7 protein-coding genes and 1 tRNA gene are annotated in these 12,427 nt (G+C 73.7%); 2 read left to right on the top strand and 6 right to left on the bottom strand.

The genetic code is table 11. The features are described 5' to 3' along the window. Positions 1-22: 22 nt before the first annotated feature. Positions 23-2,152 carry a dTMP kinase gene (gene tmk, locus J4709_RS02105; protein WP_208236221.1) on the bottom strand — a complete coding sequence of 710 codons (2,130 nt, stop codon included), beginning with the start codon at positions 2,150-2,152 and terminating at the stop codon, positions 23-25. A 28-nt stretch (positions 2,153-2,180) separates the two neighbouring features. Beyond that, positions 2,181-4,877 carry a type I DNA topoisomerase gene (topA, locus tag J4709_RS02100; RefSeq protein ID WP_208236219.1) on the bottom strand — a complete coding sequence of 899 codons (2,697 nt, stop codon included), beginning with the start codon at positions 4,875-4,877 and terminating at the stop codon, positions 2,181-2,183. 252 nt (positions 4,878-5,129) lie between these two features. Between topA and J4709_RS02095 the strand changes: the two genes are divergently transcribed. Further along, entirely contained in the window at positions 5,130-5,315 is a 186-nt protein-coding gene (locus tag J4709_RS02095; protein WP_151540728.1) for a DUF5703 family protein, read from the top strand. Between the two features lie 363 nt (positions 5,316-5,678). Here the strand turns inward: J4709_RS02095 and J4709_RS02090 are convergent, their stop codons facing one another. From J4709_RS02090 to J4709_RS02080, 3 genes are all read right to left on the bottom strand, one after another. Continuing rightward, on the bottom strand, positions 5,679-7,940 hold the full coding sequence (locus J4709_RS02090; RefSeq protein ID WP_208236217.1) for a chaplin family protein: 2,262 nt from the start codon (positions 7,938-7,940) through the stop codon (positions 5,679-5,681). Positions 7,941-8,073: 133 nt separating this feature from the next. Next, positions 8,074-8,778 carry a hypothetical protein gene (locus tag J4709_RS02085; RefSeq protein ID WP_208236215.1) on the bottom strand — a complete coding sequence of 235 codons (705 nt, stop codon included), beginning with the start codon at positions 8,776-8,778 and terminating at the stop codon, positions 8,074-8,076. Between the two features lie 100 nt (positions 8,779-8,878). Next, a complete protein-coding gene (locus J4709_RS02080) occupies positions 8,879-10,189 on the bottom strand; it encodes a M20/M25/M40 family metallo-hydrolase (protein ID WP_307800870.1) in 1,311 nt (436 codons plus the stop codon). Positions 10,190-10,314: 125 nt separating this feature from the next. Between J4709_RS02080 and J4709_RS02075 the strand changes: the two genes are divergently transcribed. After that, positions 10,315-10,400, top strand: a tRNA-Leu gene (locus tag J4709_RS02075). Positions 10,401-10,663: 263 nt separating this feature from the next. Here the strand turns inward: J4709_RS02075 and J4709_RS02070 are convergent. After that, on the bottom strand, positions 10,664-12,238 hold the full coding sequence (locus J4709_RS02070; protein ID WP_208236211.1) for a helicase-related protein: 1,575 nt from the start codon (positions 12,236-12,238) through the stop codon (positions 10,664-10,666). Positions 12,239-12,427 lie beyond the last annotated feature (189 nt).

Here is a 12,427-nt window from a genome sequence, read left to right as displayed (position 1 = left end):
GGCTGCCGCGCGCCGGGACGCCCTAGACGTCGGTGATGGCCGGGAAGGTGCTCGTCGCGTCCTCGGTGCCGGCCGGGATCGGGTCCGGGAGGATCTCGCGGATGCGGTACTGGATCTCGCGGCTCAGCTCGGCCTGCGGGCGGCTCGCGTCCAGCACGAGGTACCGGTCGGGCTCGGCCTCGGCGAGGGCGCGGAAGCCGGCCTGGACGCGCTCGTGGAACTCCTGCGGCTCGGACTCGATGCGGTCGGCGGGCGCCGACAGCCGGCGCAGCCCGTCCGCCGGCGGGACCTCCAGCAGGACGGTCAGGTCGGGCACCAGCCCGCCGGTCGCCCACGCGTTGACGCGGGCGATGGCGCCGACCGGCTGCTGCCGGCCGTAGCCCTGGTAGGCGAGCGAGGAGTCCAGGTAGCGGTCGCTCACCACGATCGCGCCGCGCTCCAGCGCGGGCCGGATCACGTTGGCGACGTGGTCGGCGCGGTCCGCCGCGTACAGCAGGGTCTCGGCGCGGTCGGACAGGCCGGTGGTGTCGCGGTCCAGCAGCATCGCGCGCAGCCGCATGCCGATCTTGGTGGCGCCCGGCTCGTGCGTGGTGATCACGTCGTAGCCGTGGTCGCGCAGCCAGATCGCGGCGAGCCGTGCCTGCGTGGTCTTGCCGGCGCCCTCGCCGCCCTCGAACGCGACGAACACGCCGCGCTCGCGGCGGACCGGCTCGGGCGCGGGGGCCTGCGACGGCGGGACGTACACCTCGCCGCGCAGCGCGGCCCGCAGGTCGGCGGCGAGGGGGATGCCGCGCCGGTCGTCCAGCCGCCGGTAGGCGACGGCTCCGGTGATCAGGGCGAGGACGGCGGCGATCAGCTGCGCGGCCATCGAGCCGTCGAGGTCGTAGCCGTCGCCGATGGTCAGCCGGTGCGAGCCGAGCGCGCCCGCCACCGCGGGGACGGCGGCGACCGCGACCAGCGTGCCGATGAGCGCGATCGACGCCAGGAACGCGCGCGGACGGCGGTCGCCGGATTCGTCGCCGGTCTCGCCGGCGGGATCGCGGACGGCCGCGGTCGCCGTGGACCAGGCGGCCCCGGCGGCGACGCCGAGGAACGCGGCCACGAACGCCACGACGACGAGGTTGCGCACGAGCGCGGCGACGATCAGCAGCAGCGCGGCGGCGATCACCGCGAGGCCGAGCAGCCGGCGCCGGCTGAACGGGCCGAGGACGCGCGGGCCGAGGAACAGCCCGGTCGCGAGGCCGGCGGCGAGCCCGGTGAGGACGGCGCCGTAGCCCGCGTCCCCGCCGCCGAGCTCGCCGGTGTGCACCCGCGCGACCGCGGCGACCGCGCCCGCCGCGAGCGCGGCACCGCCGACGGCCAGGCCGAGCCCGTGCCCGGCCCGGTCGAGGCCGGGCCCCTGGAACAGCAGCTTCAGCGGCGCCGGGACCGAGATCGGCTCCGTCGCCGGAACCTGCTTGACCAGCGCCGTCAGCGCCGCCGCGAGCACGAACAGCGCGGCGGTCGCGTACAGCGGGAGGTCGGTACGGTGCGACGCCCCGAGCACCGCGTTCGCGATCACGGCGAGCACCGCGAACAGCAGCGCGGCGACCGGCGCGGGCCCGAACGCGGCGCGCGCCGCGGACCGGCGGGCATCGGCGCGCAGATCGGTCTCCGCCGCCTCGCGCGCCACCACGGTCCCGCCCGCGGACGCTCCGACCGTCGCGTCGGACACCAGCGCGGGCAGCGCCGCGGACGCCGCCGGCGCCCACAGCAGCGACAGGCAGCCGACCAGGAACGCGGCCGCCAGCGTCCACGGCAGCGCGTCCACCAGCGGCACCGTCAGGACGACCACGAAGCGCAGCCCGTCGGCGATCAGCAGGGCCAGCCGCCGGTCGACCCGGTCGGCGAGCGCCCCCGCGAGCGGCGCGAGCAGCACCGCCGGGAGCACCAGCAGCGCCAGCACGGCGCCGGCGGCGCGCAGCCGCGCCTCCGTGCCGTCCGCCGGCAGCACCGCCGCCGCCGACAGCGCCGGCACCGCGAGCCATTGGCCCAGGCCGGACACCGACAGCGCGGTCCGGAGCCGCCGGAACGGCGCCGCCGCGGCGGAGAGCGGGGAGGCGCCCGGCTGCGGCGCGGCGGGGTGCGGCCGGGAGGCGTCCGTTCTGGTCATGTCGGTCAGGGTATCGGCGTGAATGTCGTTATGAGCCGGACTTTGCAGAGGTGCGACGGCGGGTCGTCGTCTTCTTCTTCCCGCCGCCCGCGGCCACCTTCTCACGCCGTTCCGCGAGCAGTTCCGCGGCGCGCTGGATCGTGATGGACTCGACCTCGTCGCCCTTGCGCAGGCTCGCGTTCGTCTCGCCGTCGGTGACGTACGGGCCGAACCGGCCCTCCTTCACCACCACCGGCTTGTCGCTCGCCGGGTCCTTGCCCAGCTCGCGCAGCGGCGCCGCGGCGGCGGCCCGCCGGCCGCGCTGCTTCGGCTGCGCCAGCAGCTCCTTCGCCTGGTCCAGCGTGACGGTGAAGAGCTCCTCCTCGGAGCCGAGCGAGCGGCTGTCGGTGCCCTTCTTGATGTACGGCCCGAACCGGCCGTTCTGCGCCGTCACCGGCTCGCCGTCCAGCTCGCCCAGCGTGCGCGGCAGCGACAGCAGCTTCAGCGCGTCGTCCAGCGTGATCGTGTCCAGCGACATCGACTTGAACAGCGACCCGGTACGCGGCTTCGGCGCGTCGGCCTTCTTGGTGCGCTTCTTCTTCTCGCCCTCCGCGGGCGGCGGCGCCTCCGGCAGGATCTCGGTGACGTACGGGCCGAACCGCCCCGACTTCGCCACGATCATGTGCCCGGTCTCCGGGTCGGTGCCGAGCTCCCGGTCGCCGGACGGCTGCGCCAGCAGCTCCTCGGCCTTCTCCGCCGTCAGCTCGTCCGGCGCGATGTCGTCGGGGATGTTGACCCGCTCGCCGTCCCGGTCCAGGTACGAGCCGTACCGGCCGACCCGGACGACGATGTCGGAGCCCTTCACCGGGAACGAGCTGATCCCCTTGGCGTCGATGTCGCCGATGTCCTCGGTGAGCTCCTTCAGCCCCTCTTCGCCGTTGTCGCCGAAGTAGAACCGGGTCAGCCACCGGACGCGCTCGGCCTCGCCGCGGGCGATCTCGTCGAGACCGTCCTCCATGTGCGCGGTGAAGTCGTAGTCGACCAGGTTGCCGAAGTGCTGCTCCAGCAGGTTCACCACGGCGAACGCCAGGAACGACGGGACGAGCGCCGTGCCCTTCTTGAACACGTAGCCGCGGTCCAGGATCGTGCCGATGATCGAGGCGTAGGTGGACGGGCGGCCGATCTCCCGCTCCTCCAGCTCCTTGACCAGGCTCGCCTCGGTGTAGCGGGCCGGGGGGCGGGTCGAGTGGCCCTCGGCGTCCACCGCGTTCGCCGACAGCGGGTCGCCCTGCTCCAGGTTCGGCAGCCGCCGCTCCTGGTCGTCGCGGTCGGTGGACGGGTCGTCCGCGCTCTCCACGTACGCCTTGAGGAACCCGTAGAAGGTGATCGTCTTGCCGGTCGCGCCGAACTCGGCGGTCTCGTTCCGCGTCGACACCCCGGTCACCCGGATCGACACCGAGCGGCCCGCCGCGTCCTTCATCTGCGACGCGATCGTCCGCTTCCAGATCAGCTCGTACAGCCGGAACTGGTCACCGGACAGGCCCGTCTCGGCGGGGGTGCGGAAGCTGTCGCCCGCCGGGCGGATCGCCTCGTGCGCCTCCTGCGCGTTCTTCACCTTCGACTGGTACACGCGCGGCTTGTCCGGCACGTACTCGCCGCCGAACAGGCTCGCCGCCTGCCGCCGCGCCGCGGTGATCGCGGTCTCCGACAGCGTGATCGAGTCGGTTCGCATGTAGGTGATGAAGCCGTTCTCGTACAGCTTCTGCGCGACCGACATCGTGTACTTCGCCGAGAAGCTCAGCTTGCGGCTGGCCTCCTGCTGCAACGTGGTCGTCCGGAACGGCGGGTACGGCTTGCGCGTGTACGGCTTGGACTCGACCGACTTGACCTCGTACGGCCTGCCGCGCAGGCGCTCGGCCAGCGCGCGCGCCGACGGCTCGTCGAGGTGCAGCGTGTCCTTGGTCTTCAGCGTGCCGTCGGACGCGAAGTCGCGGCCCTGCGCCACGCGCTTGCCGTCCACGGAGACGAGCCCGGCCTTGAACGCCTTCGGCTCGTCGTCCTTGCCCGTGTCGAACTCGCCGAGGATGTCCCAGTAGTGCGCCGGGACGAACGCGATCCGCTCGCGCTCCCGCTCCACCACCAGCCGCGTCGCCACCGACTGCACCCGGCCCGCCGACAGCTTCGGCATGACCTTCTTCCACAGGACCGGGCTGACCTCGTACCCGTACAGCCGGTCCAGGACGCGCCGCGTCTCCTGCGCGTTCACCAGCGGCATGTTCAGCTGGCGCGGGTTCGCGGCGGCGCGCTGGATCGCGTCCTTGGTGATCTCGTTGAAGACCATCCGGTGCACGGGCACCTTCGGGTTCAGGACCTCCTGGAGGTGCCAGGCGATCGCCTCGCCCTCCCGGTCCTCGTCCGTCGCGAGGAAGAGCTCGTCGGCCTCGGCCAGCAGCTTCTTGAGCTTGGCGACCTGCGCCTTCTTGTCGGTGTTGACCACGTAGAGCGGCTCGAAGTCGTGCTCGACGTTCACGCCGAGCTTCGCCCACGGCTCGCCCTTGTACTTGGCCGGCACCTCCGAGGCGCTCCCGGGCAGGTCCCGGATATGGCCGATACTGGACTCCACGATGTAGCCACGGCCCAGGTAACCCGCGATCGTCTTCGCCTTCGCGGGCGACTCGACGATCACCAGGCGCGTGCCGGCGCCGTTCGCCTGGCCACTCTTCGCGGTGCCGTTCTTGGCTGGCACAGTCGCTCCAACCTCGCTGTCTGGTCTTCTAGCTCACACTCTTCTTACACAGGCTTCGTACAACGTCGCATGATGGCGGGTTCATGCCCGGGATGCCCACTGCCGCCCCTTCGGCCGTGCTCCGCCCAGGGCGGGCGCAACCCTCGACCGCCGCTCGCCTCCGGACAGGATGACATGCCGCCACCGCCCGTGCGGACCGGGCCGCCACCGTACGATGCACAACACCCGGTCCACCAAGTAATAATGGTCGCAATGGTGCAGTACACCTACCTCGTCCTGTCCCTGCCGGCCGGCACCACCCGTGACACGGCCCGGCAGATCCTGACCGAGCACGCCGAGCACGGCGGCTGGGAGATCGATCGGTTGCGCCTCTACCCGGACGGCCGCCGCCGTATTCAGCTCCGCCGCAAGGTCATCCGCGCCGTCCGCACGTTCTGACCGCGCGCACCGGCCGTCATGCCAGGCCGGCCGCGGTTCCGGCCGATCGCGGAGGTTCGCTCCGATTCCACCGTTCCCGGTGATCCGGCCCCGTTTCGGGGCGGGTCCGCCGCGTCCCGGACGGAGCGTAGCACTACGTGCGAAACCTATGACGTCACGTAATCATATTCGCCCTGCGACGTGCTCGAACGGTACAGGGGCCGCGGGCAGGGCTTCGCCCGTCCCGGACCGCGCCTCCGGGACGGGCGAAGCGTCTTGGACGGGCCTGCCGGACGGGAGCTGATCACCGTCCGGCAGGCCCCGCGGGGCCGGGCTCCGCCGGCGCGGCCGCCCGCACCGGGCCGCGCCGGCGGGCCGGGCCGGTCAGCGGCGGCCGGGCCGCAGCCGGCGGGTCAGCGCGACCGCGCCGGCGAACGCCGCGCCGATCACCGCCATGCCGAGCCCCCACAGCGAGCCGTCCGCGGGCGCGATCGGCTCGTGGGCGGCGACGGTCCGGGCCGGGCCGAGGTCGGTGACGGGCGCGGGCGCCTTGACGGCCCCGGCGGGCAGCGCGACGTTCCCCGCGGCCGGCAGCTTGACGGCGCCGGTCTTGGGGAGCTTGATCCCGTTCGTCCCCGGCAGGCCGTTCACCGGAAGCGGGTTCCCGGTGCCGGACGTGCGGGCGTTCGAGGCCACCGGGACGACCGGCGCCGCCGGAACCGCAGGCAGCGCCTTCCCGGCGTTGCCGGTCACCGCGCCCGGGTTCACCGGCAGCGTCGCGATGGTCATGCCGTTGCCGCCGCCGCGGCCGGACCGCTTCCCGGCGGCGGGCACCCGCGGCAGCCCGTTGACCTTGGGCGTGATCGTCGGCGTCATCGCCCCGTTGAGCAGGCCGTTCACCGTCGGCAGCTGGCCCTGGACGGGCAGGCTCCGCACGCCGGGCAGCTGCGAGGCGGGCACCGGGCCGAGGGACGGGGCACCGGTCCGCTGCACGTCGCCGGCACCGGGCAGCAGGTTCGTCGCGGACAGGGCGTCCGAGACCGGAACGCTCTTGGTCGCGGGGATCCCGTTCACCTGCGAGAGCGTCCCGGACACCGCCTGCGTCGCGTTCGGCAGGCCGGTCACGGGCAGTGCGGCGGGGCCGCCGTCGCGGTGGTTCGCGGTGACGGGCAGCTTCGGCAGGACGGGCAGCCCCGGGTTCACCGGCAGCGGGTCGCCGGTCCCCTTGGGGGCGGCGGGCTCGCCGGCGGACCGGGCGTAGGGGTGGTAGCCGCCGAAGCCCGGTCCGTCCTGGCACTTCGCGAGAGACCGGCCGACGACCGCGCCGACGTTCCCGCACACGTCCACCGGGGCCTTCGTCGGCGCGTTCGCCTGGTTGCCGCCGCCGGCGCTGCCGTTCCCGGACGTCTGCGCGCCGGACCCCTGCGGGCCCTCGACCAGCGTCTGCCCGTTGCAGTGCGCGGCCGCCTCGCCGACGACCGCCGCGGCGTTCCCGCAGACGTCGACCGGGGCGGTGATCGGCGCGTTGCCCTGGTTGCCGCCGCCGACGCTGCCGGTGCCGGAGGTGTGCTGGCCGCCGCCGGAGCTGGTGCGGGCGTGCGCGCCGCCCTCGCAGTACGCGCCCGCCTCGCCGACCAGCGCCGCGGCGTTGCCGCAGACGGAGGCCGGGACGCTGATCGGCGCGTTCGCCTGGTTCCCGCCGAGGACGCTCGACACCCCGTCGGTCGTCTGGCCGCCGGACCCGTGCCCGCCGTTGCGCACCGACGCGCCGCCCTCGCATGCGGCCAGGGCGTTGCCGATCGCGTTCCCGCACACGTCCACCGGCGCGCTGACCGGCGCGTTCGCCTGGTTCCCGCCGAGCACGCTGTGCAGCCCGTTCGTCTGCTGGCCCGCGCCGGTGTGCCCGCCGTTCTTGACGATCGCGCCGCCCTCGCAGCCGGCCACCGCCTCGCCGACGATCGCGACCGCGTTCCCGCACACGTTCACCGGCGCGCTGATCGGCGCGTTCACCTGGTTGCCCGCGATGACCCCGAGCGCGCCGTCGGTGCTCTGCCCGCTGCGGCCGCGGCCCGCGTCGCCGCCGTTGTCGACGATCGCGCCGCCCTTGCAGCCCGCCTCGGCCTTGCCGATGATCGCGACGGCGTTGCCGCAGACGTCCACGGGCGCGGAGATCGGCGCGTTCACCTGGTTCCCGCCGAGCACGCTGTGCTCACCGGAGGTCTGCTGGCCGCCGTGCCCGCCGCCGTTGCGCACCGACGAGCCGCCGGGGCAGCCCGCGCCCGCCTTGCCGATCAGCGCGACCGCGTTGCCGCACGCGTTCACCGGCAGCGAGATCGGCGCGTTCACCTGGTTGCCGCCGCCGACGCTGCCCTTGCCGGAGGTGTGCTGGCCGCCTCCGCCGCCGCCGTTCAGCACGGACGCGCCGCCCCTGGACGCGCCGTGCCCGGCGCCGACGATCCCGGCGCCGTTCCCGCTGACGTCGACCGGCGCGGAGATCGGCAGGTCGACCTGGTTGCCGCCGAGGACGCTGCCGTCACCGTTCGTGGTGTCGGCGAAGGCGTTGGCGGGAATGGCGCTGACGCCGAGGGCGACGAAACTCGCGGTGACCGCCGCGGTGCGCGCGGTGCTTTTTGCCCACGTTCGCATGATGCTCCGTTCGGGGGATGATGAATGGAATGCCGAGACCCCGGTTCGGTCTCGTGGAAAGGACACGCCTGACGGCACGCTCACGCCGGGCCCGAGCCGCACGGGCCCACGCCGGGAGCGCTCAGATCAGGAATTAGTCAGGCGCGAAAGAGGGCTCGTCCGCAGCGGTGCGGACGGCCGGGGGAACCGCGCCGAAAGCGCGCGGAACGCAGGCTCGCGGCGGAACCGGAGCCCAGGGGAAAACGGACGGCAGCCCGGCGGCGGCACCGATCGGAACACCGCCGCAGGCCACCGAGTGCGTGCCGGACCGGTCCGGCGCCTGGAAAGGCGCGGGATGCCGCTCAATGGCACGGTGATGCCGGACATGGGACGCCCGGGGCGTCCGCTGGACCGCGTGCGTCCGGTCCGGCGACCGGTGCACGCGCACCGCGCTCCGCGCCGCGCGGCGGGGAGCATGGTGGACCTTCTGCGGGACCGCGTGCCGGTCGGCCGGCGCCGCGGCCTTCGCCGCCGGTGCGGCCGGCCGCACCGGCGCCGCGGGCCCGGCCGGAGCCAGCGCCCGCACGGGCGCCGGGCGCTTCACGGCCCCGACCACCGGCGGGATCGCCGGCGTGCGCGGGGCCTTCAGCACGTGCGCCAGCACCGGCGCGACCTTGGCCGGGACGCTCGGCGCGGGCGTTTCGGCGGCGCTGGCGCTGGCCTGCTGCGCCATGCCGCCGAGGAGCCAGCCCGCGATCAGCAGGCCGGCGAGGACGAGCAGCCGCCGGACCATCCGCGCGGCGACGGCACGGCGCAGCAGGACGGGAACCGTCCCTGCCCGCGCCGCGACACCTGCCACCGTGAGACCTCCGTTGCGACCACCGCCCATCCCTCACGGGACGGGCGGGTCCCTACGAACGGTGACGATAGCACCACACATCGCATTGGCAACGGGAATTTCAAGACCGATCAAGGAATTGGTCGAGAACCCGCACGCCGAAGCGCAGACCGTCCACCGGAACGCGCTCGTCGATGCCATGGAACATTCCGGAAAAGTCCAACTCTGGGGGCAGTTTCAGCGGCGCGAAACCGAAGCACCGCATCCCGAGCCGCGCGAACGACTTCGCATCCGTCCCGCCGCTCAGGCAGTACGGTACCGGCAGCGCCCCCGGGTCCTCCGAGGTCAGCGCCGCCTCCATCGCCGCGACCAGCGCCCCCTCGTACTCGGTCTCCAGCGCGTGGTCGTGATGCACGAAATCCCGCTGGACGTCCGGCCCGAGAAGTTCGTCCACCGTCGCGAAGAAATCGTCCTCATAACCCGGAACGAAACGCCCGTCGACCTGAGCCGTCGCGCTCTGCGGAATGACATTCGTCTTGTATCCCGCGTCCAGCCGCGTCGGATTCAGCGTGTGCCGCAGCGTCGCCCCGATCATCCGCGCCAGCGGCCCGATCTCCTCCAGGCACGCCTCCGGGTGCTCCGGATCGAACTCCACCCCGTACGCCAGGCACGCCCGCTCCAGGAACGCCCGCACCGTCTTCGTCATCCGGACCGGGAACTCGTGCGCCCCCAGCCGCGCGACCGCCGCCGCCAGCGCCGTCACCGCGTTGTCCGGATGCACCATCGACCCGTGCCCGGCCGTCCCCCTGGCGGTCAGGTTCATCCACGCGATGCCCTTCTCCGCCGTCTCGATCAGGTACATCCGCTTGTCGCCGGGCACCGTCAGGCTGAACCCGCCGACCTCCCCCACGGCCTCGGTGCACCCCTCGAACAGCCCTGGATGCTCCTCGACGAGCCACTGCGCGCCCCACTTGCCGCCGGCCTCCTCGTCGGCCAGGAACGCCAGCACCACGTCCCGCGGCGGCCGGCGCCCCTCCCGGAGCCGCTGCCGCACCACCGCGAGGATCATCGCGTCCATGTCCTTCATGTCCACGGCCCCGCGACCCCAGACGCACCCGTCCGCGATCTCGCCGCCGAACGGGTCCCGCGTCCAGTCCTCCCTGCGCGCGGGCACCACGTCCAGGTGCCCGTGCAGCAGCAGGGCGTCCCGCCCCGGGTCCTCTCCCTCGATCCGCGCCACCACACTGGCGCGCCCGGGGTGCGACTCGAGGATCGTCGCCTCCAGCCCCACCTCCGCGAGCCTCTCGGCGACGTACTCCGCCGCGACCCGCTCCCCGGGCCCCGAATGGTCGCCCGGATTGCTGGTGTCGATCCGGATCAGCTCCTGGCAGAGCCCGACGACCTCGTCCTCAGCGGTCGGCTGGTGGGCCACAGTGATCACCTTCGCGCTAGCCGTCCTCGTACCCCACCATCGTGCCCGCTCGATCGACTTCGCCGCGACTCGAGTCCTTTGGTATGGTGAAGCCCGCCGCAGCCGCGCTGCGGCCTGCGACACCGGTCCGGGTGGCGGAATAGGCAGACGCGCTAGCTTGAGGTGCTAGTGCCCTTCACGGGGCATGGGGGTTCAAGTCCCCCCTCGGACACGTACCGTTTCCCCAAATTCGGGGTCATGGATGTCACGACACGATCCGGGTCGAGGTCAGCCTCGACCCGGATTTCTTGTTTGTCCGGGCGGTAGACGAGCCGGACGCCGAGCGTCTGGTAGACGGCCTGGCGGTCGGGAAGCAGCGCCTTCGACCGGCGAGCGCGCCGAGGGCCCGGTCGGTGCCGCCGGCGCTGGTACGTTCCTCGAGCAGCCACAGCGAGGCCGGCGGCAGGCGCTCGTCCCGCCGGAGCCAGGGTTCGGTCACCAGCCGTACGGATCCCCGTAGTACCAGCCGGAGACGGCGTGGTGGCAGTCGTCGCATCGCCTGAACCAGGGGGCGCACGGGCCACCGCACGACGCGCACAGTGAGGCGTCGGCGAGGGGGCCGTGCCGGGCGACGAGTCCGGCGATCCGCCTGGACGCCGCTTCTTCTCCTGCCGAGGCCTCTTCCGGGTCGACCCCGCCGACGGGGCCGAACGACCGGCCGGCGGCCCGCAGGTCGCGCATGGTCGCGGCGTGGCGTTCCGCCTCGTCGAGACCCATCCGGGAGATCACGGATCCGGCGCGGAGCAGCTTTCGCAGGGAGCGGCCGGTCAGCACCGCGGAGGCGATCTCCGCGAGGGCGCCGCCGGCGTCCACGGGCAGGGTCATCAGCCGCCAGACCGTCGGGCCCGCGCCGGGCCAGGGGGCGTCGACCGCCGCGCGGACGCCGACCGATGCGCGGATCGCGTGCCACTGGTCGAGCAGCGTCTCGATCGGTGCCGGGCGCAGCCAGGGGTGGGCCCGGGCCTCGTGGCGGGCCGCCCTCCGCCAGCCGGTCAGGGCGTGCGGGATCTCGGCCGGGGCGGGTTCGCCGAGTTCGGGCCAGTCCGGGCGCAGATGGGCCCTGGTGATCGAGAGGCCGGACGGCGCGCCGTTCGCCGCGGCGACGGCCGCGCGGACGAGCCCCCGGTCGGGGGCGAAGCCGGGGACACCGCTCGCGTACACCGCGACGGTCCCGTCCCCGGCGCCAAGGCCCCGCCGGCCGGCGCGGCCCGCTATCTGCGCCGCTTCCCACAGGCGCAGCGGGCGGCGCTCCCTGCCGTCGAACTTGGTGGTCTCGGCGAAGGCCACCGCGCGCAGCGGCAGGTTGATCCCGTGGCCGATGACGTCCGTCGTGACGATCACTTCGACCTCGCCGGCGGTCAGCCGCCGGATCTGCTCCCGGCGCGCTCCGGGAGGCATGGCTCCGTACAGGACGGTGGCGCTGCGGCCGTGATCGAGCAGTTCGCGGTGCAGGGCCAGCACGGCTCTGCGGCTGAAGGCGACCACCGCCGAGCCTGCGGGAATCGTCGCGGGCTTCAGTGCGGACGTGTGGAGCAGTTCGGCCTGCCGCGCGTGTTGTTCGGTCTCGATGTGGCGGGCCCCGGCGAGGGCGGCGCGGATCAGGTGGCCGGCCTCGGGTGCGGCGGCCACATGGATGTGGCGGTGGGAGCCCGCCAGCAGCAGCCTGGTCCAGGCGTGGCCCCGGTCGGGGTCGGCGAGCCAGTGCGCCTCGTCGAGTGCGAGTGCGTCGCCGCTGATGCGCGCCGACTCGGCGGTGCAGGAGACGACATCGGCCTGCGGATTGATCCGTTCCTCGCCGGTCAGGAGGCCGACGCGCTCGGGGGGCAGGCGTGTGCGGAGGCGCTCGTAGGCCTCCTGGGCGAGCATCCGCAGCGGAGCGGCGTAGGTGCCCGACCGCCCCTGCTCGGCCTGCGCGACGAGGAACTCGATCGCGCCATGGGTCTTTCCGGAGTTGGTGGGACCCAGGCGGAGGACCACCCGGTCCGGCGGCGTCCGCTGCGCGAGAAGCACTCTGGCCCGCGCCGCCGCCTCACGCTCGAGACCGCGCAGCCTGCGCGATTCGTCCTGCCGGGCCTGACGCCGCGTTGACGTGGGATGAAGTTCCACCGTACTCACAATCTGCGGTCGCGTACTCACTGACGGTAGGAGCGTAGTGAGATGGTCCGACATTCCTGAGTGGACGAAGTCGGCGCATTCACT

This window comes from Actinomadura violacea (assembly GCF_017573465.1).
GTDB lineage: Bacteria > Actinomycetota > Actinomycetes > Streptosporangiales > Streptosporangiaceae > Spirillospora > Spirillospora violacea.
The sequence above is the reverse complement of the archived record's forward strand: the minus strand, read 5'-3'. Positions and strand labels throughout refer to the sequence as shown.